Here is a 21,890-nt window from a genome sequence, read left to right as displayed (position 1 = left end):
TGCAGTGCCCGGCTTCTAGAGCGAGCGCACCGCATGCATCAATCGACCAACCTTAGCGCGACTGAACCGCCAAACGCCGATCCGCGGGGGCAGGACAGTGCCTCGGAGGCGACGGCTTCGATCGGCCTCTCCGGCCGCATTGCACGCACCTTCATCAATACCCCCGTGACACCGATGCTCCTGATCGGGGCGCTCTGTATCGGCCTGCTTGGGCTGCTGTTCACACCGCGGCAGGAAGATCCCAAGATCTCAGTGCCGATGATCGATATCTTCGTCCAGTACCCGGGCGCGTCGGCGGTGCAGGTCGAGAGCATGGTGACCCAGCCGCTCGAGCAGCTGATGATGGAGCTGACCGGCGTGCGTCATGTCTATTCCGCCACCCAGCGCGGTGGTGCCGTCGTCACCGTGCGCTTCAAGGTCGGCGAGGACATGGGCCAGTCGGTGGTCAAGGTCCACGACAAGCTGCAGGCGAACATGGACCGGATGCCGCCGGATGTGCAGCCACCACTGGTCAAGCCAGTCAGTATCGATGATGTGCCCATCGTCACCCTGACGCTCTGGTCCGATGAGGTCGGGGACAGCCAACTGCGCACCCTGGGGCTGGATGTCCTGCAGGCGCTCGGCTCGGTGCCGAATACCGGCAAGGGCTTCGTCGTCGGCGGGCGTGAGGAGCAGATCCGGGTCGAGGTGATGATGGAGCGTCTGGCCGGCTATGGCATCACGCTCGATCGCATCGCGCAGACCATTCGCAGCGCCAATGCCGAGACCCAGACCGGCGCCACCGAAGGCGGCGGCACCTCCTACAAGGTCTATTCCGGGGCCTTTCTGCAGGATGCTGATGATCTTGAACGGCTGGTGGTCGGCTCCCAGGGCGGCCAGCCGATCTATATCCGTGATATCGCGCGCGTGCGGCCGTTGCCGCAGGAGACCGAGCAGGTCGTGACCCATCTGACCGGGCCGGCCTATCAGGGCAAGCATCCGGCGAACGGTGCGCAGGCGGTGACGCTCGCCATCGCCAAGAAAGAGGGCGCGAACGGCGTGACCGTTGCCGAGGCGGTGCTTGAGAAGCTCGCCGGTCTCGAGCAGCGGATGATCCCGACCAACGTGCAGGTCGAGGTCACGCGCAACTACGGTCAGAGCGCGAATGACAAGGTCAATGAACTGCTGAAGGCGATGTTCGAGGCGGCGCTGATCGTCTCCATCCTGTGCCTGATCGGCTTGGGGCTGCGCGCCGCGATCGTCGTCATCTCGGTGATTCCGGTGGTCATCCTGCTGACCATCTGGTGGGCCTGGATGGTTGATTACAGCATCGATCGCGTGAGCCTGTTCGCGCTGATCTTTGCCATCGGTATCCTGGTCGATGACGCGACCGTGGTGGTCGAGAACATCTTCCGGCACTGGCTGGAGCAGGGTAAGACCAGCATCGCCGAGGCCGTCGCCGCGGTCGACGAGGTCGGCAACCCGACCATCCTCGCCACCTTCACCATCATCGCCGCGTTGCTGCCGATGGGCTGGGTCAGCGGCCTGATGGGGCCTTACATGCGCCCGATTCCGGTGTTGGGCTCCTCGGCGATGTTCTTCTCGCTGATCGCCGCCTTCGTCTTCACGCCCTGGTTCGCGCTGCGCGTGCGCCCGCGGCTGAAGGCCTTGGCGAGTGCCGAGCGTCGCGAGCAGCGCACGCGCGAGATCGTCAGCCGCTTCTATCGGCCGCTGGTGATGCCGCTGATCGAGAACCGGATGCTGGGGAAGGCCTTCCTGATCGGCACCATCCTGACCACGGCGCTGGTCTGCACGCTGTTCTACTTCAAGGTCGTGCCGGTGAAGATGCTGCCGTTCGACAACAAGCCGGAGTTCAGCGTCGTCGTCAACATGCCGGAGGGCACGGCGCTGCCGGAGACCGCTAATGTGGTGCGTCGGCTGGCCGAAAAGCTCAAGGAGCTGCCAGAGGTGGTGGCTATCCAGACCTATGCCGGCACCGCGCAGCCGTTCAACTTCAACGGCATGGTCCGACACTACTATCTGCGCGAGCAGGCCTGGGAAGGCGATCTGCTGGTGCTGCTCGAGGACAAGCATGAGCGCAAGCGGGGTAGCCATGAGATCGCGGTCGCCGCACGCGCGCTGCTGACGCCATTGGCAGAGCGGCTCGGTGCGCGCATCGCCGTTGTGGAAATGCCACCAGGGCCGCCGGTGCTGCAGACCGTGGTGGCCGAGATCTATGGCCCAACCAGCGCGGTCCGGCGGCAGGTCGCGCAGGATATGACGGCGATGTTCGAACAGGCGGAGGGCGTGGTCGATGTCGATAACTATCTGATCAGGCCCTATGACGCTTGGCGCTTTGAGGTCGATACCGAGAAGGCGGTGCGGCGCGGGATCTCGGTCGACACCATCAATCGCAACCTGGCGATGGCGCTGGGTACGACCAAGGTCGGCGATGTGAAGCGCGGCACGGTGCAAGAGCCAACCTATATCGTCATCCAGGTGCCGCTTTCGTATCGCTCGGAGATTACCTCGTTGGGGAGCCTGCCGATCGGCGGGCCAGATGGCGGCATGGTGCCGCTGGCCGAGCTGGGTCGCTTCGTGCGCCAACCGGAGGATCAGACGATCTACCACAAGGATCTGCGGCCGATGGAGTACGTGGTCGGCGAGATGGAAGGCCGGCTGGGCGCGCCGATCTACGGCATGTTCGCGGTTGAAGATCTGCTCGAGGGCTATGATCCGCCGGGGCCGGGTGAGTCGATGAGCGGGATGCCGGATGGGCTGATCGGACCGCCGACGACCGATGCGGTGGCCGACTTCGAGTGGAGTGGCGAGTGGACGGTGACCTATGAGACCTTCCGCGATATGGGCATCGCCTTCATGGCCGCGCTGCTGCTGATCTATGGGCTGATCGTCTGGGAGTTCCGCGACTTTGCCATCGCCGGGCTGATCATGTCGCCGATCCCCTTGACCCTGATCGGCATCATCCCCGGCCATCTGCTCATGGGCGCCGAGTTCACCGCGACCTCGATGATCGGCATGATCGCGCTCGGCGGCATCATCGTGCGCCAGTCGATCCTGATCGTCGAGTTCGTCAAGATCGAGGTGGCGCGCGGCAAGCCGGTGCACGAGGCGGCGGTTGATGGCGCCGAGATCCGGATGCGGCCGATCCTGATCACCTCGCTGACGCTGATGGCCGGCGCTTGGGCGATCATCGATGACCCGATCTTCCAGGGCATGGCGGTGAGTCTGCTGTTCGGCGCTGGGGTGGCGACCCTAATGGCGGTGATCGTGATCCCGCTCGGCTGTATCTCGCTGACGCGCCGGTTCTATTTGGTCGAGACCGAGAGCGGCGAGCGGATGCTCTCGGCTGGCTATGCGGAGCTTGAGGGCGGGAACGGTGGCGCTGGTCATGGCGTTGGCTCCGGCAGTGGCGGCGAGGGCGGCATTGAGGCGCAAGACCTTGGCGAGGCTGGCAGCGTTGCCGAGATGGTGTCGACCACGGCCAAAGAGGCGCGGCAAGCGCAGACCTCTGGCGGCGATCTGCCGTTGTGGATGATTGTCTGGTCGGTGCTGGTGGCGGTGATCTCGGCGCTGATCAATGGGGTCTTTGTGCTGATCAGGCTGCTACAGTGCGCTGTTGATTGGCTGCAGCGAATGTTAGCCAGGGCTGCGGCTCGGGCTGGAGCCGACCCCGAGATCAAGTCTTGGGATGGGTATAAGCCTGAACCTGAGATGAGTGCTCGCGCTGAGCGTATGCGAGATCGAGCATCGCCGCAAAGACCGAATGGCGATCGCCAGGATCAGCCGGAGGTCGAGCCAAACAAGCGTTCGGTTTCTCCAGAGCGAGCACCTTCTGAGAAACACGAGCAGCCAGAGCAGCTGGAGCAGTCGGCGCAACTGGCGCAGCCGCAGGCGACGCAGATAGCGGACACTGCTCGGGCTGGTACCGCGAAGACGCAGGCCAAGAAACAGGTCGCGAAGAAGACGGCCGCGAAAAAGACGGTCGCGAAAAAGACGGCCGCTAAACAGCCAGCAGTTCGCAAGACAACTGCCAAGCCGACCAATCAGGCGACTGCTCATCAGGCAACCGCCAAGGAGGCGGTGACCAAGAAGGCGGCGACCAAAAAGGCAGGGACCAAGAAACCGGTCGCCAAGAAAGCAGTAGCCAAAAAACCGGTCGCCAAGAAAGCGGTAGCTAAGAAACCCGTTGCCAAGAAGGGCGCCGCGCGCAAGACCACGCCCAAACCAGCGTCGTCAGAAGCGCCTTCGCGTTCAACGAAGGGCGCTGATCAAAATCAGCCAGCAAAGGATAAGAATGACGGATCGGGCTGATGGTCTGCTATTTCCCCGATAAGCTGCGGCTCAAAGAGCAGGCCGATGAGGACCTGTACTTCGCGCGTCGTGACCGGGAGCTGATCGCCGAGCGACGTAAACACCTTCATCAAGGAGTCTCCATGACGACATTGTTCGACCCCATCCAGGTTGGCGCGCTCGCGCTGCCCAACCGCATCATCATGGCGCCGCTGACCCGCAATCGCGCGGTCGCCGGCCTCAAGCCCGGCAGCTTGCAGGTTGAGTACTATCAACAGCGCGCGAGCGCGGGCCTGATCATCACCGAGGCGACCCAGATCAGTCCCATGGGGCAAGGCTATCTCGACACCCCAGGGATCTATAACGGCGATCAGATTGCGGCCTGGAAACAGGTCACCGATGCCGTGCATGCAGCCGGTGGGCGCATCTTCATACAGCTCTGGCACGTAGGCCGGATCTCGCACAGCTCGCTGTTGCCCGACGGCGCTGCGCCGGTCTCTTCAACCGATCGCCGCCCCAATGCGCAGACCTTTGCAGCAGAAGGCTTCGTTGATGTTTCGCCGCCGCGGGCGCTGCGCGATGAGGAGATCCCTGGGCTGATCGACGATTACCGCCATGCAACGCGTTGCGCGCTCGAGGCCGGTTTCGATGGGGTCGAAGTGCACGCGGCGAATAACTATCTGCTCGAGCAATTCCTGCGCGATTCTGTCAACGATCGGGCTGGCCCTTATGGTGGCAATATCGCCAATCGCTCACGCTTAGTGATCGAGATCATGCAAGCCGTCGCCGCCGAGATGGGCGCGAGCCGTGTCGGCATCCGCATCAGCCCGATGACGACCTTCAACGACACACCGCGCGATTCCGATCCGCAAGCCTTGTTCGAGCATCTGGTCAGCCAGCTCGATCCGTTCGGACTGGCCTATGTGCATGTCATCCAAGGCGAGACCGGCGGCCCGCGCTACCCGGACGATGCTGAGCGTCCGTTCGACTATGCTGCGCTCAAGGCCTGCTTTAACGGTTGTTGGATGCTCAACAACGGTTATGGCCTAGAAGACGCGTCCCAGGCGATCCCCGCTGATGAGGCCGATCTGATCGCCTTTGGCCGGCCGTTCATCAGCAACCCGGACCTGGTGCGGCGGCTGCGCGAGGGCGCACCGCTCACACCACCAAATCCAGAGACCTTCTATGGCGGTGGCGCCGAGGGCTACACTGACTATCCGACCTTGGATGCGAGCTAAGGCGAGACGGCTTTCTTAAACGCCTTCGCCGCCATGAAAAAGCCTGGTACTGGGCGTGAGATCTCAGCTCGCTAGGCGTCTGGCTCACCCCGCCGAGGCGCAAGCGCTATCAGGCAGCGATCGCCTGAGGCTCGTGCGTCAGACAGGCCTTGGGGCAGACGCGCGAGCAAGCCTCGCAGCCGATGCAGTCGAGGGTGTTCTTGAGGTTCATGACCATCCCGGGCGCCTCGTCGAAATCGTCATCAAAATCGTCGTCATCGCCAAGGTCAAGCTCATCGCGATCGACCAGTTCGAAGACGTCGCGTGGGCAGACCTTGAAGCAACGGCCACAGCCGATGCAGTTGTTCTGATTCAGGTCGATGATGAAGGCCGGGGTCCACTGGACGCCGCCGCGGGTGAGTCCGGTGATGGTGCTCATTGGCTTGCTCCTTAAGGTGGTTGATGGAATGGCAGTGTCGCCAGTGCTCAGGCATCAGCGGTTTGCGCCTGTTCGAGCCGAGCCTTCGCCTCAGCCCAGGCCTGACAGGCATCGTAGGTGGCTTGTGCCACGGCCGGGATCTCGTCGAAGGCTGCTGGCAGACGGTCTTCGACCAGGTCGTGCAGCTCGCTCGCGCGTTCGCTGGCAATGCGTTTGGCCTTCTTCATGGTCTTTTCGAGGGCCTTGATCTCGTCGTCGCTCATCCGTTTCTCCGCGCGACACCCCGTCGTGCCGAGGTGTCTAAGGTGAGGTTGATTGGCTTGCCCAGTTGCTTGGCGGTTGGCTTGGCTGATGGCTTGGCTAGAAGGGCTGTCTCAAAGGCCGGCGACCCGGCTGTGCTCGCCGATCAACTCGAGCGCGACCGAGAGCAGCTTGTCGCCTTCGTCCTTCATCTTTGAGAGGGAGGGAAAACCGAAGCGATGCACGTCGCGCAATGAGCGATCCAGCACCACGAGCTTGCCGACGGTGATCAGCACTCGTCCAAAGCCTTCGTGGGTCAGATGCAATAAGGGCACTGCGCGCAGTCGGCACTCCTTCTCGATCAGGACTGCAATGGCGTTGTAAAAGGCCTGAATGCGGGCGACGACAATCTCATCTGGGTCACCAATGATCGGGATTTCGCGCTTTTTTTCCTTCGTCAGCACATAGGGCTCGAGCACCTCGGAGGCTGAGAGATCATCGTAGGTGCCGTAGGGGTCGATGGCGCGCACTTGACGCACCATCTCGCTAGCAAATTCGGTGCCCATCACTGGGTCATTCGGATCGATGGCCGCTGCTGAGGTTGGGGCCTCGGGCGTCTCAATGGTCATGGGTTTCTCCTATGTCGTTGTGTTTTAATGATATGTAGTTGACTTTCGAAATCGGTCAGCTACTTGGTCAGTCACTTGCTCTTCGGTCTTTTAGGCGCTCGCGAATCATTCTTCCCAGGCCTCGGTCGCCATGGCATCAAAGCGGCTCTCACTGCGCGGGGTCTGTTGCGCGATGGCGCGCTTGAGCCAAGCACTCGGGCCATCGCGCAGCTCGCGCTTGAGCGCGTGCAGTTGACTGCTGACCAGGCTCTCGGGAGCGACCTTGATCGGTTGAATGCCCTGCGCACGCAGCTTGCTGATGGCGGAGGCGCCAACCGCTTGGCAATAGACCGCAATGCAGCCGGCAAGGGCCTCGATCTTGGCGCCGAGCTTGTCTTCATTGCCGTCCATATCGAGGCGGCCGAATTGGGCGACCTCCAGCAGTTCGTAGCCGTTCGCGGAGACGCGATAGATGGCAAAACCCTCTGCGGCGCCGAAGTGCTGATTGACGTGGCGGCGGTCGGTGGTGGCGAAGGCGACCTTGATCGCGGTCGTTGCGCGATCATCGAGATCCCTGTTGCCGACAAGCTTGAGCTGGCGTTTCATGGTCATGCTGTTGGCTCGGGTTCGGGGCTTATCGGGAGCGATCATGCGAGTCAGCCGAGCTGCTGCGGAGTCTGCGAAGCGCTGACAGCGATAGCCTGTATGGGCATGGGCATGGGCATGGGCATGGGCATGGGCATGAGCACCGGCATGGCCATGGGTTAGGCATTCGTCAGGCCAGTGCCGCACCGATGCCGGCATCGAGCAAGCCTTGAGCCGGCCCAGCATCGCGCTCGTTTTCTGGCCATTGCTTCAGACGAGAGCGATAGGGTGCGATCTCGCCCTTGTGCAGACCCAGCATAATGTTGGCCAGATCAAACAGGGTTTGACGAGTGCCCTGATAGCCGATCCACTGCCGTTGCCAGCCGCCGACATGGTCGAATTGTGGGAAGCCAGCGCGCAGCAGCGGGATGCCAAGGCGCTCGGCGGTATGGGTGCCATGGCTATTGGTGATCAGCACCTCGGCACCGTTGGCGCGGGCGAGCTGCTCGAGGTCTTCCAGATCGCCGATCTTGACCTGTGCGGCGGCGACCTCGGCCAGGCTCGACGCGTTGGTCGGCGCAACCGCGGCGACGGTCTCGGCGCCCATGCTGGCGAGCAGCTGCGAGAAGGCGACGAGCAGATCGGCCTCGGCGGCGATCGCGAAGCGGCCCTGGCCGATCGAGAAGTGGGCATCGAGCATCGCGTCTTGCAGCTGCGAGCGCTGGCGCTCGATGCGCTCGGGCACCGGCTCAGCGCTGATCTCGGCGAGGGTGCCGATGAAGCGATCCATGGCCTCCAGCCCCATCAGATGCGGGAAGCGATGGTCTGGAACCCCGGTGCGCTCGGCGAGCAGATCGGCGGCGCCGGTCATCGAGCGGCCGATCACGAGCGTCGCGGCCGCATCGCCAAGGGTCGACAGCTCATCAAGCGGCGTACCGCCGATGGTCAGGGCGTTGTAGTCGTTATCGACGAGATGGCCGTCGAGCGAGTCGGCCAGATCGGGCAGCATCAGTGGGCGGAGCCGGAAACGCTCAAGCAGATCCTTCAGATGCTCGAGATCGCCGGTTGTCAGCGCCGAGCCGGCGAGCACATTGACCTGCCGCGGCCGACGCCCGGGACGGGTGCCAGCGGCAGTGGCCTTGGGAACCAGGGCATTGATGATGGCCTTGACGGTACTATTGAAACCGGTCTCGAGACAACCGCTGTAGTCCGGCGAGGCGACCGGGACCACCGCCACCTCAGCGTACTCCGGATGCCGATCGCGGAACATCTGGATGGCGCGCGGCACATCGGCGCCCTGGGTCTCGACCAGACCGGTGGTGGGGATGCCGATCAGTGCTGGCTGATGCTTGGCGCAGATCGTCGCTAGCCCTTCGACGATGCTCTCATCGCCACCCATGATGGTGCTGACCTGATCCATGGCCGTGGTCTGCATCGGCATCGGCTCGCGGAAGTGCTGGATGAAGAAGATCTTGCCGAACGCGGTGCAGCCCTGGGAGCCATGCAGCATCGGGATCGACCGATGCATGCCGAGGAAGGCGAGGGTGGCGCCGAGCGTCGAGCTGGCCTTGAGCGGACCGACCGAGAGGGCCTTGTTGCGCTTGATGATGGTGGGCTCAGCCATGGGCCGCCTCCGTTTCTGCCTGCGCGGCGACGATGCTCTCTTTGAGGGTTCCTGATGCCACAGCATCATTGGCGCTCGAGTTGGCTTCGGTTTTAGCTCCGGCTCTAGTGTCGGCTCCAGGTTCACCTTCGGCGCTCGCTCCAGTCTCGGTCTCTGCCGATGGTGCAAGCGACGCATCGGCCGCGACTCCACCGCTGGCACTTCGCCAGGGCGGAGCGCTGCGCACCGCCGCCCAGATTGGGCTCTCGATGGTCAGACACATCTGCCGCGCCAGCTCGAGCATGCCGTCGTAGCCGGCATAGCCGAATTCGCGCTCCTGGTTGATATCCAGGAAGGGGATGCGTGCCTTCAGTGCGGTGTATTGGTTGCGACCACCGGCGACCAGCAGATCGGCACCTTGTTGCCGATAGAGATCGAGCAGGTTGCGGGGATTGCCGTCCTCGATCATCACCGCCTCGTCGCCCATCAGCGCGCGGATGCGCGCCTTGTCGTCCTCGGTCGACTTGCGGGTGCCGGTGGCGACCACGCTCATGCCGAGATCCTGCAGCGCCGAGACCACCGACCAGGATTTGACGCCGCCGGTGTAGAGCAGCACCCGCTTGCCGCGCAGGCGCTCGCGCCAGGGCTCGAGTTCGACATCGATGCGCGCCTCCTCGCGGGCGATCAGCGCCTCGGTGCGGGCGCTGAGGTCCGGATCACCAATCAGGTGCGCAAAGTCACGCAGTGCCCGCGAGACGTCTGCGACCCCATAGAAGCTGCCCTCGAACCAGGGCGTACCAAAGGCCTGCTCGAGCTTGCGGACGACGTTGATCATCGCCTTGGAGCAGACCATCATGTTGACCTCGGCGCGGTGCATGGTCTGCACCTCGTGGAAGCGCGCATCGCCGGAGAGGGTGCAGAGCACGCGGATGCCGAGTTCGTCGAACAGCGGCATCACGCGCCACAGCTCACCGGCGATGTTGTACTCGCCGACCAGCGCGACATCATGCACCTTGAAGCCGGGCCGCTCGATGCCGGTCGGGATCGGGTCGGGCTCGCGGCCACCACAGACCTGCTTGACCATGGTCTCGCCGGCGATGCGGTTGCCGAGGTTCTTGGTGCCGTAGAAGCCGGCCGCATCGACCGAGACCACCGGCTTGCCGAAGCGCTCGGCGGCGGCCTTGCAGACCGCATCGACATCATCGCCGATCAACGCCGGCACGCAGGTGTTGTAGACGAAGACCGCCGCCGGATCGTAGCTCTCGATCGCCTGCTTGATCGAATGGAACAGCCGCTTCTCGCCGCGACCCATGATCACATCCTGTTCGGTCAGGTCGGTGGTCATGCCGAGCTTGTACAGGGTCGGGCCGGTCGAGCGGCTGCCGCGATTGTCCCAAGCGCTGCCGGCGCAGGCGATAGAGCCGTGCACGATGTGCGCGACATCGCCGATCGGCAGCAGCGCGATCTGGGCGCCATCGAAGGCGCAGCCGCCAGCGGTCGCGCCGGGCTTGGGTTTGGCGCAGCCGGACTTGGCCTTGGTGTTGTGCTCACAGGCGGGCTCGTCCAAGAGCGCGGCGATCTCTTTTTGCTTCATGCCTTAAGGGTCTCGGTGGCTGAGCGTTTGCGAGGGCGTGCTGACGGATGCATGCTGATGGGCATGCCGACGGATGCCCTAAACAGGCTGATGGATGACCTTAAAGCAGAGACCGTGCCACCGAGCGTCAAGACAGGCGTCTGAACCGCTGTTTGTTGATGGATCAGCGACTTAGGGAACTGGTTACAGAGCATCGTCGCGCTGCCCCGATTGTCGTAAAGCGAACAAGACGATCGCGTTGCAGCCTTTGCAACAGCTTCTGAAACGGCTGTTTGGAGCCAGAAGCGGTGTTTCGGGTGCCAGGCCCTAAAGGTGGCGCTTCCGCTCGGTGTCGAGCCTCGCATCCTGGTTCATTGGCATTCGCTTTGCTTGCTCGGTAAGGATTGCTCCCTATCTCCCAAGGAAACTCATGTCCATCGAACTCTCCGACCTTGCCAGTGCCATGCGCCGCGGCGATCTCATCCCTTATCTCGGTCCTGGTGTGTTAGCGCCGGTGGTCGAGCGCGAGACAGGGGCGCCGATGCCGGCCGACAGCGACAGCCTGATCCTGGCGATGAATAAAGGCCGGCCGATGTCGAAACGGCTGATGTGGGAATTCCCGCGCGCGGCTATGGATGTCGAGCTGAAGCGCGGGCGAAGCGCGGTCAACCGGTTCCTGGATCACACCTATGGCCAGCGCCAGTGGACGCGCGCCCCGCTGCACGACTGGCTGGCCGAGCTGGCACCGCACTACGTGATCGATATCAACCGCGATACCCAGCTACAGGAGTCCTATGCGGATCAGCCGCATACGTTGATCCGCGGGATCTCACGGATTGCTGGCACCGACTACCGGTTTCGCCTCCATGCCTACGATGGCAGCCGCTATCAGGAGATCGAGCAGGACCAAGTCGACCTGGCGCTGCCGATTCTGTTCAAGCCGCTCGGCAGTCCGCGCCCGGATGCGACCTACATCGCCTCGGATGCCGATTTCGTCGACTACCTGACCGAGCTGATGGGTGGCTTCGGGCTACCGCGCTTCCTCAAGGAATACCGGATCGGGCGCCAGTACCTGTTCCTGGGACTGCGGCTGACGCGCGACACCGAGCGCATGGTGCTCTCGGACGTCATCTACGCTGCCGGCGAGCCCGCCGGCTGGGCGCTGATCCCGGAGCCGACCGACAAGGAGCGCCGTTACTGTGAGAAGAAGGACATCCAGCTCGTCGAGTCCGACATCGATGATCTACTCGAGGCCGCTGGCTTCAGCGCAAGCGGAAGTGCAGCTGGTGACGTGACTGGTAGTGCGGCTGGTAGTGCGGCTGGTAGTGCGGCTGGTAGTGCGGCTGGCAGTGCGGCTGTCAGTGTGATTGCGGGTTCGACAGCAAGCGCGGCCGAGGTGGGCTGCTGAGATGCTCGAGCGTCCTGACCGTTACATCAGCTTCCGCGATATCGATTGCGACGGAAACGCCGAGCGCTTCGTCACCGCCTTACGCAACGCGATGCGCGCCGGCGAGCGCGATGATCCCTTCTGGAGCTACTTCGAGGCTAAGCTTGAGGGCCGCAATGGCCCCAAGCACGATGCGCTCTATCACATCCACTGCCATATCAACCACCTGCGCGAGCTGCTCGAGCGTTGGGATGAGACTGAGCTGGAAGCGATGCTTGAGGCGTTGGAGGTCGAGTGCTGCTAGCGCGAACTTAGCCGCACCCCCGTTCCATATAGCAACGACGCCATGAGATGACGCCATGAGATGACGCCATGAGATGTTGCTGCGTGCCCTCAAGCTCATTCAGTAAGCGCGCAACCTCTCCAGGCTCCAGCACTACCGAAAGCCGCCGTGATCGCTTCGCCCGTACGAGATCGTCCAGTTTCCCCTCTCGGCGATCAGTCGCTGCATAAGTGACTGGTGTTGACGGAAGAGGGTGCGGTGTTTGTGCTGAGGGCAGTTGCCAGGCACGCTCTGGGCCAACAAGCTGCTACGCCCGACCGCGCGGGACTTCTGCAGCGCTGCGGCCTTGGTGTGTTAAAAATGCCGCGTCACTGCTGCCCCGCGCGGCGGGTGAGCGTTGTCGTTAGTAGAATCAGGAGAAACTCATGAGATATTTCACACGTCTGTTTTGTGCTTCTTCGCTACTTATGCCGAAATTTTCTATTGCCCTAGCTGAGCAAGGAACGATTCAATAACAAGCGGTGCATCTTTGTGATTGACGATACGAATCAGTCTGCGCCAAATGCTGGAAAAGCCACCGCGATGATACCGAGGACGACCAGTGCATCTTGTTGCTTGCTCATCGTTTCCGCTCCGCTAGGATTCTCTCTAGGATTTCAATTTGCTGCGTAAAGTTGGCGATCTCTCTCGGCCAGTACGAGTTGACCAGGCCATTGAGGTGTTGCGGCCTGATCCAGCCTGAAGTCAAAGACCGCCCGCACTGAGGGCAGTGCGAGCGGCATCGGCTTTGTGTCTCCACCCATGCTCTGGCGTTGATCCGATCAACCCCGATCAACCCCGATCAACCCCGATCAACCAGTGCCGCGATGTGCGGGCTAGCCAGCCTCGGGCAAGCCAAGCTCGCGCCAGAGCTTCAGCGTCGGTGCCGACTGGTTCATGGTGTAGAAGTGCAGCCCGGGCGCGCCGCCATCGAGCAGCCGCTGGCAGAGTTCGAGCACCACATCATGGCCGAAGCGACGGATCGAGTCCTTGTCATCGCCAAAGCCTTCGAGTCGTTTTCTGATCCAGCGCGGGATCTCGGCGCCGCAGGCATCTGAGAAGCGCGCCAGCTGCGAATAGTTGCTGATCGGCATGATGCCAGCAACGATGGGCACCTCGATCTGCATCCGCTGACATTCCTCGACAAACCAGAAATAGGCCTCCGCACTATAGAAATATTGTGTGATCGCTGCGTCAGCGCCGGCCTCGACCTTGCGTTTGAAGTTCTCGAGATCCGCCTGTGCATTGCGCGCCTGCGGATGGAACTCGGGGTAGGCGGCAACCTCGATGGTGAAGCGATCGCCGTATTCCTCGCGTAGAAAGCTCACCAGTTCGTTGGCATAGCGGAAGGTGCCGAGGCCGGTGCGGCCCATGCCGGAGGGCATGTCACCGCGCAGCGCGACCAGGCGGTTGATGCCCTTGTCGATGTAATGGCCGACGATGTCGCGGATCTCGTTCTTCTCCGAGCCGATGCAGGCCAGATGCGGGGCGGTGTCGATGTCTTGCTCGCGCAGCCAGTCGACGGTGGCGAAGGTGCGCTCGCGGGTCGAGCCGCCGGCGCCATAGGTGCAGGAGAAATACCGTGGATTGACGGCGTTGAGCCGTTGGACGGTGGTCTTGAGCTTGTCCATGCCCTCGTCGGTCTTGGGCGGGAACAGCTCGAAGCTGAAGGTGCGGTCGTTGAGATCGGTCATGGGGATCTCCGCTCGTCTTTACCGTGAAACTGAGGTTTTTATCGTCCGGGGTGGCGACGTGCGCTGTCCGATACCCAGAAGCAGGGGCTTTGGTTCCGGGGCGACGCACCATGAGCGCTAGGCGCCGATAACCGCTCTCTGTGGGCGCCTAGTGCAAGGTCGTGCGCCGGCGCGCGTCGCCGACAGGGTCCGGGGATCGGTACGAAAACGGCCCTGGGCAGGCGATGCTCAGGGCCGTGCGTCGCAAGGATCAGCAAGCATCAGCCCAAGCGCCGCTCGCAGCGAGGCTCGGGCACGATGCCGCTGAGTACCGCTTAGTACTGCTTAGTACCGGTAGTGGTCCGACTTGAACGGCCCCTCAACGGTGACGCCGATATAGGCGGCCTGCTCGGGCGAGAGCTGAGTCAGCTTGGCGCCAACCTTCTCCAAGTGCAGCCGCGCGACCTCTTCGTCGAGATGCTTGGGCAGGATGTGCACGCCGAGTGGGTATGCATCCGGCTTGTTGAAGATCTCGATCTGGGCCAGGACCTGGTTGGTGAACGAGTTCGACATCACGAAGCTCGGGTGGCCGGTGGCGCAGCCAAGATTGACCAGGCGACCACGGGCCAGCAGGGTGATGCGATGACCATCGGGGAAGATGATCTGATCGACCTGTGGCTTGATCTCGATCCACTCCAGATCCTTGAGCTTGTTGACCTGGATCTCGTTGTCGAAGTGACCGATGTTGCAGACGATGGCCTGGTCCTTCATCCCGGCCATGTGGTCGTAGGTGATGATGTCGCGGTTGCCGGTGGCGGTGACGAAGATGTCGACCTGATCGATGACGTCCTCGAGACGCACCACGCGGTAGCCTTCCATCGCCGCTTGCAGGGCGCAGATCGGGTCGATCTCGGTGACCCAGACGTTGGCGCCGAGGCCACGCAGCGAGGCGGCCGAGCCCTTGCCGACATCGCCGTAGCCGCAGACCACCGCGACCTTGCCGGCGATCATCACATCGGTGGCGCGCTTGATCGCGTCAACCAATGACTCGCGACAGCCGTAGAGGTTGTCGAACTTGGACTTGGTGACCGAGTCGTTGACGTTCATCGCCGGGAACAGCAGGGTGCCCTTCTTGAACATCTCGTAGAGGCGATGCACGCCGGTGGTGGTCTCTTCGGTGACGCCGCGGATGTCCTTGGCCAGCTTGTGCCAATGCTCGCGGTCGCGCTCGAAGGTGCGTCCGAGAACGCCGAGCACAGCGGTCATCTCTTCGTCGTCATCGGCAGTCGGCGCGGGCACGGCGCCGGCCTTCTCGAACTCGACGCCCTTGTGCACCAGCAGGGTTGCGTCGCCGCCGTCGTCGAGGATCATGTTCGGGCCCTTGCCATCGGGCCAGTTCACCACCTGCTCGGTGCACCACCAGTACTCCTCCAGGGTCTCGCCCTTCCAGGCATAGACCGGGATGCCGCGCGCGGCCATGGCGGCGGCGGCATGGTCCTGGGTCGAGAAGATGTTGCACGAGCACCAGCGCACCTCGGCGCCGAGTTCGACCAGGGTCTCGATCAGCACCGCGGTCTGGATGGTCATGTGCAGACTGCCGGTGATGCGCGCGCCCTTGAGCGGCTGGCTCGGGCCGTACTTCTTGCGCAGCGCCATCAGACCGGGCATCTCGGTCTCGGCGATGTCCAGCTCTTTGCGGCCGAAGTCGGCGAGGGTGATGTCGGCAACCTTGTAGTCGTTGAACTCACTCATGGTATTCAGCTCCTGAGTATCTTGAGTGAGCGCCGTTGATCTGAATGGTCCCTTCGCGAGCCTGGCAGGACGAGATGGCGTCCTGTTGCAGCGCTCCTCGCGTGGGATAGGGGGACAGTGTGAGGTTCCGTTGACAGGGAAACTCCCTGTTTCGGGATGGCGATGCAGCCTCGAAGGCGGACCCTGAATCGCTCGCGATGCATCGTCCGGGCTGGCATCACGCCCTGAGTCGTCTTAGAGTCCAGCCGCCTCCTTCAGTGCCGCGGCCTTGTCGGTGCGTTCCCAGCTGAACTCGGGCAGCTCGCGTCCGAAATGGCCATAGGCGGCGGTCTTGCGATAGATCGGCTTGACCAGATCGAGCATCTTGATCAGCGCGTAGGGGCGCAGGTCGAAGTGCTCGCGCACCAGCAGGGCAATGCGGTCTTCGTCGATCTTGGCGGTGCCGAAGGTCTCGACCGAGATCGAGGTCGGCTCAGCGACGCCGATGGCATAGGAGACCTGGATCTCGCAGCGCTCGGCGAGGCCGGCGGCAACGATGTTCTTGGCCACGTAACGACCCGCGTAGGCGGCGGAGCGGTCGACCTTGGACGGGTCCTTGCCGGAGAAGGCGCCACCACCGTGACGGGCCATGCCGCCATAGGTGTCGACGATGATCTTACGCCCGGTCAGGCCGCAGTCGCCGACGGGTCCGCCGATGACGAAGCTGCCGGTCGGGTTGATGTGGATCTTGGTGTCCTTGTGCATCCACTCGGTCGGGATCACCGGCTTGATGATGTTCTCCATCACCGCTTCCTGCAGGTGCTTGTAGTCGATGTCTGGGTCGTGCTGGGTGGAGAGCACGATGGCATCGACCGCGGCGACTTTGCCGCCTTCGTAGCGCATGGTGACCTGGCTCTTGGCGTCCGGACGCAACCATTCGAGCACGTTCTCCTTGCGCATCTCGGATTGGCGCTCGACCAACCGATGGGCATAGGTGATCGGTGCCGGCATCAGCACATCGGTCTCGTTGGTGGCGTAGCCGAACATCAGGCCCTGGTCGCCAGCGCCTTGCTCCTCGGGGCTGGTGCGGTCGACACCCTGGGCGATATCGGTCGACTGCTTGCCGACCAGCGACATCACCGCGCAGGTGCTGCCGTCGAAGCCGACATCGGAGTTGTTGTAGCCGATATCGTTGACGACGCCACGCACCAGTTCGTCGAAGTCGACCCAGTGGTCGGTGGTGATCTCGCCGGCGACGATCACCGCGCCGGTCTTGATCATGGTCTCGCAGGCCACCCGAGCGTGCTCGGGGTTGCTGTCGTTGGCGAGGATGTTGTCAAGGACGGCATCCGAGATCTGGTCGGCGACCTTGTCCGGATGGCCCTCGGAGACCGACTCCGAAGTGAAGATGAAATTCTCTGACATAAATAGTAGGTCTCTCGTTAGGGTTCGCCTAGGCTGCCGGCAGAAGGCCGGTTGTGCCAGGTTGCGAACGGTTAATCATTCGACGAGAGCAAACCAGTGTAAACGATCAGCGAGCGCGTTCACAGGGGAGCCGGCTACTGAGCCGGCTAATCAAGGGCCTCGCGCGAGATCCTTCTCGGCACGCGTTATCTTAGCAAAAACAACTCGCTGAAGAGGGTCTGCGGGGGCTAATCGGTTGCTTGAAGATCGCACTCGATGGCTCGTTTTTATCGTACTCAGCGCCTTAGGTTTGGGGTGCTGTTGGGTTACCATAGGCCGTCCGTAAAGTTGAGTGCTTAGGAGGGTTATGAGCGATGGTTTCACTCGAAACGCCGGTCTGCGACTTTGGTCAGAAGGCGCCTGACTTTGCGCTGCTAGGGGTCGATGGTCGGACCTGGCGGCGTGATGACTGTGTGGGTCCTAACGGCCTGTTGGTGATGTTCATCTGCAACCACTGTCCGTATGTGAAGGCGGTTCGCGAGCGACTGGTGCGCGACGCGCGCGAGCTGATGACGCTTGGGGTTGGCAGCGTCGCCATCATGGCGAATGACCCTGCAGACTATCCTGAAGATTCGTTCGAGAACATGAAGGCGGTCGCGCTCGAGTTCGATTTTCCGTTTCCCTATCTTCTTGATGAGAGTCAGCAGGTTGCCAAGACGTTCGGAGCGATCTGTACGCCGGATTTCTTTGGCTACAATGCTGCGCTTGAGCTGCAGTATCGAGGCCGGCTCGACGAAAGTCGCAAGGAGACCGCTCCGGAAGGCGTCCGCCGGGATCTGTTCGAGGCGATGAAGCAGGTCGCCGAGACCGGCCGCGGCCCCGAGCATCAGATCCCGAGTGTCGGTTGCTCGATCAAGTGGCGGGATGATTGATCGGCGGGATGATTGATCATCGAGTCAGCCGAGGGTCGACTTGCGTGCCGAGGGATCGGTCCGCCCCGGATAATCTGAATGAGGTCTCTTCTGAGGTATCTCCCCTAAGTGTTTCGCCTGGCTCGAGATCCGAGTCTGCATGAGGGGGTCGTGAGGATCTGATGCAGCCGAGAGTACTTGCGCAAAACGCTTCAGTAATCCTTAATATTGGGATCTGGTAACGCAGCTCGAGCCTGAATCGAGGCAATTATCTTGGCTAATCGGTCGGGTTTCGGCGAGAATAATCCGCTCATGCCCGCTGTCAGCAGCGGCCTTGCCCGGGCGTTCGGCTGCTCGACCGCATTTGCCATCCAGACGAATTTCCAGGGCATTGACCTCCAAGTCGGCTATCCCCGCTTGGGCTCGGGTCCTTACAGCAACGACGCGCGATCCGCTGCCGTGCAGACGAACTAGCCGCCGCGGCCACCTGGGTCGAGGCGCGCTCGTACGTTGACGAATAACTTAGTCACCCGAAAGAAACTTGATCAGGAGGGGCAGATGTCCTCACGCAGAGAACTAGCCAATGCCATCCGTGCGCTTAGCATGGATGCGGTCCAGAAAGCCAACTCTGGACACCCGGGCGCGCCAATGGGCATGGCAGATATTGCCGAAGTGCTGTGGAACGACTACATGCAGCACAATCCGGAGAATCCGAGCTGGCCTGACCGCGATCGCTTCGTGCTCTCGAATGGCCATGGCTCGATGCTGCTCTACTCGTTGCTACATCTCACTGGCTACGATTTGAGTATCGAGGACATCAAACAGTTCCGCCAACTGCACTCCAAGACCCCAGGCCATCCCGAGTATGGTTATGCGCCAGGCATCGAGACCACCACCGGTCCACTTGGTCAGGGCGTCAGCAACGGCGTTGGTATGGCGCTGGCCGAGAAGGTGCTGGCTGCGCAGTTCAACAAGCCCGGCCATGAGATCGTTGATCACTTCACCTATGTCTTTCTCGGTGATGGCTGCTTGATGGAAGGCATCTCGCACGAGACCTGCTCGCTGGCTGGAGCCCTCGGCCTGGGCAAGCTGATCGCCTTCTACGATGACAACAATATCTCGATCGACGGTGAGGTGCGTGGGCATGGCGATACCCCAGCCTGGTTCCTGGACGACACGCCTAAGCGCTTTGAATCTTACAACTGGCATGTGATCCCGAAGGTGGATGGCCATGACGCCGAGGCCGTCAAGGCGGCGATCGAGGAGGCGCGGGCGGTCACGGACAAGCCAACATTGATCTGCTGCCAGACCATCATTGGTTTCGGCTCGCCGAACAAGCAAGGCAAAGAGGAATGTCACGGCGCCGCGCTCGGCGACGACGAGATCGCACTGACCCGCGAGGCACTGGGCTGGACGCACCCGCCGTTTGAGATCCCAGAGGCGGTCTACTCGGGTTGGGATGCGAAGACCCGTGGTGCGGCCGCCGAGGCTGCTTGGAACCAAAAGTTCGCTGCCTATAAAGCCGACTTCCCGGCCGAGGCTGCTGAGTTCGAGCGCCGCATGGCTGGCGCGCTGCCTGAAGACTTCGACGCTAAGGCCTGGGAGTTCATCAAGGCCGTCGACGCCAAGGCCGAGAAGATCGCGACGCGCAAGGCCTCGCAGAATGCGATCAACGGCTTTGCTCCGCTGTTGCCCGAGCTGCTTGGCGGCTCAGCCGACCTGGCCGGCTCCAACCTAACGCTCTGGTCTGGCGCCAAGGGCGTGAGCCCGAACGACGCTAGCGGCAATTATGTCTACTACGGCGTGCGTGAGTTCGGCATGTCGGCCATCATGAATGGTGTGACCCTGCATGGTGGCCTCAAGCCCTATGGCGCTACCTTCCTGATGTTCATGGAATACGCCCGCAATGCGGTGCGCATGGCGGCGCTGATGAAGATTAATCCGATCTTCGTCTACACCCACGATTCGATCGGTCTTGGCGAAGACGGCCCAACCCATCAGCCGGTCGAGCAGGTCTCGATCCTGCGTCTGACCCCGCGCATGTCGACCTGGCGTCCCTGTGATGCAGTCGAGAGCGCGGTGGCCTGGAAGCTTGCGATCGAGCGTAGCGAAGCACCGACCGCGCTGATCTTCTCCCGCCAGGGCGCGCCGCACATGCAGCGCACTGAGGAGCAGATGCGCGCGATCGAGAAGGGCGCCTATGTACTGCGCGACTGCGACGGCACTCCAGACGCGATCATCATCGGCACCGGCACCGAGGTCGAGCTGGCGACGGCGGCGGCTGAGCAACTGAGCGCCAAGGGCCGCAAGATTCGGGTCGTCTCTATGCCCTCAATGGATACCTTCGACGCCCAGGACGCGGCCTATAAGGAGTCGGTGCTGCCGGATGCTGTCAAGGCGCGCGTCGCGGTTGAGGCTGGCGTTACCAGCCTGTGGCCGAAGTATGTCGGCATGCATGGCAAGACCATCGGTGTCGACCGCTTCGGCGAGTCCGCTCCAGCACCGGCGATCTACAAGGAGTTTGGCGTCACCGCCGAGGCCGTCGCCGAGGCCGTCGACAGCCTGCTCTAAGGCCTATATCGATCGCCCTGTTCAGCGCGCGGTGGCTTGCGCTGACAGGGTGAATCTCGCTCTCACCCGTTCTTTAGTATTCGTCTACGAGGAGTTATCCCATGACACTTAAAGTTGGCATCAACGGCTTCGGTCGTATCGGTCGTATGGCCTTCCGCGCAATCGCGAAAGATTTTCCGGACATGCAGGTCGTCGGCATCAACGACCTGCTTGATCCCGATTACCTGGCCTACATGCTCAAGTACGATTCGGTACATGGCAACTTCGATGGCGATATCTCGGTCGATGGCAACACCATGACCGTCAACGGCAACGCGATTCGCCTCACCGCCGAGCGCGATCCGTCGAAGCTAGCTTGGGGCGACGTCGGTGCTGATCTGGTGCTCGAGTGCACCGGCTTCTTCCTCACCACCGAGAGCTGCCAGGCACACATCGATGCGGGTGCCAAGAAGGTGGTGCAGAGCGCGCCCTCGAAAGACGCCACGCCGATGTTCGTCTATGGCGTCAACCACAACACCTATGATGGCCAGGCGATCATCTCCGCTGCCTCATGTACCACCAACTGTCTGGCGCCGGTCTCCAAGGTGCTGAACGACAACTGGGGGATCAAGCGTGGTCTGATGACCACCGTGCATGCCGCCACCGCGACCCAGAAGACCGTTGATGGTCCGTCGCAGAAGGACTGGCGCGGCGGTCGTGGCATCCTTGAGAACATCATCCCGTCCTCGACCGGCGCCGCTAAGGCGGTCGGCAAGGTACTGCCGGAGCTCAACGGTAAGCTGACCGGCATGGCCTTCCGCGTGCCGACCTCGGACGTCTCGGTGGTCGACCTGACCTGCGAGCTGAACAAGGATGCGAGCTACGAGGACATCTGCGCGGCAATGAAGGCGGCCTCAGAGTCTGGTGATCTCGCTGGCGTGCTGGCCTACACCGAAGACAAGGTCGTCTCGACCGACTTCCGCGGCAAGGGCACGCCGTCGATCTTCGATGCCGGCGCTGGCATCATGCTCGATAGCACCTTCGTCAAGGTCGTCGCCTGGTACGACAACGAGTACGGCTACACCTGCAACTTCCTGCGTCTGGCGCAGCATGTTGCTGGCTGAATGAGCTGAGATCGCTGTTCGGTGGGTAGGGCGGGTTGCAACCGTCCAGCCCACCGATCGCAAGCCATGATTCGGCGCAGATCGACGCGCAACCTGAGTCTGCGGACTCGGGCAAACGACAAGCCGGTAGGCAGACTGCAGCCAATAGAAATGGCTGTTCGAGCTAAACGCGCCTGTCTGAACAGCGCGGCAGGAACGATGCGGAAAGCCTGGCCGGTTTTCCCAATCGCTCA

16 protein-coding genes and 1 riboswitch are annotated in these 21,890 nt (G+C 62.3%); of the genes, 7 read left to right on the top strand and 9 right to left on the bottom strand.

All coding sequences use genetic code 11. The annotated features are described in order from the left end of the window. The first annotated feature begins 33 nt into the window (after positions 1-33). Positions 34-4,311 carry an efflux RND transporter permease subunit gene (locus tag CCR96_RS14855; protein WP_201220883.1) on the top strand — a complete coding sequence of 1,426 codons (4,278 nt, stop codon included), beginning with the start codon at positions 34-36 and terminating at the stop codon, positions 4,309-4,311. 122 nt (positions 4,312-4,433) lie between these two features. Beyond that, the gene (locus CCR96_RS14850; protein ID WP_201220991.1) at positions 4,434-5,528 is read left to right on the top strand and encodes an alkene reductase; all 1,095 of its coding nucleotides are present in this window, start codon (positions 4,434-4,436) and stop codon (positions 5,526-5,528) included. Between the two features lie 109 nt (positions 5,529-5,637). On the opposite strand, the gene fdxB is transcribed toward CCR96_RS14850, so the two are convergent. The 6 genes from fdxB to nifE form a co-directional block, all read right to left on the bottom strand. Then, positions 5,638-5,946: a ferredoxin III, nif-specific gene (gene fdxB, locus CCR96_RS14845; RefSeq protein ID WP_201220882.1), complete on the bottom strand. Its 309-nt coding sequence runs from the start codon at positions 5,944-5,946 to the stop codon at positions 5,638-5,640. A 47-nt stretch (positions 5,947-5,993) separates the two neighbouring features. Next, positions 5,994-6,209 carry a CCE_0567 family metalloprotein gene (locus CCR96_RS14840; protein ID WP_201220881.1) on the bottom strand — a complete coding sequence of 72 codons (216 nt, stop codon included), beginning with the start codon at positions 6,207-6,209 and terminating at the stop codon, positions 5,994-5,996. 111 nt (positions 6,210-6,320) lie between these two features. After that, complete coding sequence (locus tag CCR96_RS14835) at positions 6,321-6,752, bottom strand: NifX-associated nitrogen fixation protein (RefSeq protein ID WP_242519115.1); 432 nt, start codon at positions 6,750-6,752, stop codon at positions 6,321-6,323. A gap of 168 nt (positions 6,753-6,920) precedes the next feature. Continuing rightward, positions 6,921-7,406: a NifB/NifX family molybdenum-iron cluster-binding protein gene (locus CCR96_RS14830; RefSeq protein ID WP_201220879.1), complete on the bottom strand. Its 486-nt coding sequence runs from the start codon at positions 7,404-7,406 to the stop codon at positions 6,921-6,923. Positions 7,407-7,569: 163 nt separating this feature from the next. Further along, positions 7,570-9,003, bottom strand: a complete 1,434-nt coding sequence (gene nifN / locus CCR96_RS14825) for a nitrogenase iron-molybdenum cofactor biosynthesis protein NifN (RefSeq protein WP_201220878.1) — start codon at positions 9,001-9,003, stop codon at positions 7,570-7,572. Next, entirely contained in the window at positions 8,996-10,576 is a 1,581-nt protein-coding gene (gene nifE / locus CCR96_RS14820; RefSeq protein WP_201220877.1) for a nitrogenase iron-molybdenum cofactor biosynthesis protein NifE, read from the bottom strand. The genes nifN and nifE overlap by 8 nt, the downstream gene beginning before the upstream one ends. 409 nt (positions 10,577-10,985) lie before the next feature. Here nifE and CCR96_RS14815 point away from each other — a divergent pair, with 409 nt between their 5' ends. Together CCR96_RS14815 and cowN are read left to right on the top strand one after the other, a co-directional pair. Then, positions 10,986-11,963 (top strand): SIR2 family protein, encoded by a 978-nt coding sequence (locus CCR96_RS14815; RefSeq protein ID WP_201220876.1) that lies wholly within the window; start codon positions 10,986-10,988, stop codon positions 11,961-11,963. A gap of 1 nt (position 11,964) precedes the next feature. After that, positions 11,965-12,246, top strand: coding sequence for a N(2)-fixation sustaining protein CowN (cowN, locus tag CCR96_RS14810; RefSeq protein WP_201220875.1), 282 nt, complete (start codon positions 11,965-11,967; stop codon positions 12,244-12,246). Between the two features lie 854 nt (positions 12,247-13,100). On the opposite strand, the gene metF is transcribed toward cowN, so the two are convergent. The 3 genes from metF to metK form a co-directional block, all read right to left on the bottom strand. Then, complete coding sequence (metF, locus tag CCR96_RS14805; RefSeq protein ID WP_201220874.1) at positions 13,101-13,958, bottom strand: methylenetetrahydrofolate reductase [NAD(P)H]; 858 nt, start codon at positions 13,956-13,958, stop codon at positions 13,101-13,103. Positions 13,959-14,282: 324 nt separating this feature from the next. Further along, the gene (ahcY, locus tag CCR96_RS14800; protein WP_201220873.1) at positions 14,283-15,689 is read right to left on the bottom strand and encodes an adenosylhomocysteinase; all 1,407 of its coding nucleotides are present in this window, start codon (positions 15,687-15,689) and stop codon (positions 14,283-14,285) included. 20 nt (positions 15,690-15,709) lie between these two features. After that, positions 15,710-15,794, bottom strand: a riboswitch (S-adenosyl-L-homocysteine riboswitch). A 129-nt stretch (positions 15,795-15,923) separates the two neighbouring features. Next, positions 15,924-17,093, bottom strand: coding sequence for a methionine adenosyltransferase (gene metK / locus CCR96_RS14795; RefSeq protein ID WP_201220872.1), 1,170 nt, complete (start codon positions 17,091-17,093; stop codon positions 15,924-15,926). A gap of 353 nt (positions 17,094-17,446) precedes the next feature. Here metK and CCR96_RS14790 point away from each other — a divergent pair, with 353 nt between their 5' ends. The 3 genes from CCR96_RS14790 to gap all read left to right on the top strand — a co-directional run bounded on the left by CCR96_RS14790 (position 17,447) and on the right by gap (position 21,657). After that, positions 17,447-18,004, top strand: a complete 558-nt coding sequence (locus CCR96_RS14790; RefSeq protein ID WP_201220871.1) for a thioredoxin family protein — start codon at positions 17,447-17,449, stop codon at positions 18,002-18,004. Positions 18,005-18,541: 537 nt separating this feature from the next. Next, complete coding sequence (tkt, locus tag CCR96_RS14785; protein ID WP_201220870.1) at positions 18,542-20,554, top strand: transketolase; 2,013 nt, start codon at positions 18,542-18,544, stop codon at positions 20,552-20,554. Between the two features lie 101 nt (positions 20,555-20,655). Further along, positions 20,656-21,657, top strand: a complete 1,002-nt coding sequence (gene gap, locus CCR96_RS14780) for a type I glyceraldehyde-3-phosphate dehydrogenase (protein ID WP_201220869.1) — start codon at positions 20,656-20,658, stop codon at positions 21,655-21,657. Positions 21,658-21,890: the final 233 nt, after the last annotated feature.

Origin of the sequence: Halochromatium roseum (genome assembly GCF_016653315.1) — a bacterium.
GTDB classification, from domain to species: Bacteria; Pseudomonadota; Gammaproteobacteria; order Chromatiales; family Chromatiaceae; genus Lamprobacter; species Lamprobacter roseus.
Note: the sequence above shows the minus strand (reverse complement) of the source record. Positions and strands in the feature narration are given on the sequence as shown.

Bases quoted from the DNA above. Each gene is read 5' to 3' on its own strand.
- CCR96_RS14855 (WP_201220883.1), top strand. From the start codon at position 34: ATGCATCAATCGACCAACCTTAGCGCGACTGAACCGCCAAACGCCGAT.
- CCR96_RS14850 (WP_201220991.1), top strand. From the start codon at position 4,434: ATGACGACATTGTTCGACCCCATCCAGGTTGGCGCGCTCGCGCTGCCC.
- fdxB (WP_201220882.1), bottom strand. From the start codon at position 5,946: ATGAGCACCATCACCGGACTCACCCGCGGCGGCGTCCAGTGGACCCCG.
- CCR96_RS14840 (WP_201220881.1), bottom strand. From the start codon at position 6,209: ATGAGCGACGACGAGATCAAGGCCCTCGAAAAGACCATGAAGAAGGCC.
- CCR96_RS14835 (WP_242519115.1), bottom strand. From the start codon at position 6,752: ATGGGCACCGAATTTGCTAGCGAGATGGTGCGTCAAGTGCGCGCCATC.
- CCR96_RS14830 (WP_201220879.1), bottom strand. From the start codon at position 7,406: ATGACCATGAAACGCCAGCTCAAGCTTGTCGGCAACAGGGATCTCGAT.
- nifN (WP_201220878.1), bottom strand. From the start codon at position 9,003: ATGGCTGAGCCCACCATCATCAAGCGCAACAAGGCCCTCTCGGTCGGT.
- nifE (WP_201220877.1), bottom strand. From the start codon at position 10,576: ATGAAGCAAAAAGAGATCGCCGCGCTCTTGGACGAGCCCGCCTGTGAG.
- CCR96_RS14815 (WP_201220876.1), top strand. From the start codon at position 10,986: ATGTCCATCGAACTCTCCGACCTTGCCAGTGCCATGCGCCGCGGCGAT.
- cowN (WP_201220875.1), top strand. From the start codon at position 11,965: ATGCTCGAGCGTCCTGACCGTTACATCAGCTTCCGCGATATCGATTGC.
- metF (WP_201220874.1), bottom strand. From the start codon at position 13,958: ATGACCGATCTCAACGACCGCACCTTCAGCTTCGAGCTGTTCCCGCCC.
- ahcY (WP_201220873.1), bottom strand. From the start codon at position 15,689: ATGAGTGAGTTCAACGACTACAAGGTTGCCGACATCACCCTCGCCGAC.
- metK (WP_201220872.1), bottom strand. From the start codon at position 17,093: ATGTCAGAGAATTTCATCTTCACTTCGGAGTCGGTCTCCGAGGGCCAT.
- CCR96_RS14790 (WP_201220871.1), top strand. From the start codon at position 17,447: ATGGTTTCACTCGAAACGCCGGTCTGCGACTTTGGTCAGAAGGCGCCT.
- tkt (WP_201220870.1), top strand. From the start codon at position 18,542: ATGTCCTCACGCAGAGAACTAGCCAATGCCATCCGTGCGCTTAGCATG.
- gap (WP_201220869.1), top strand. From the start codon at position 20,656: ATGACACTTAAAGTTGGCATCAACGGCTTCGGTCGTATCGGTCGTATG.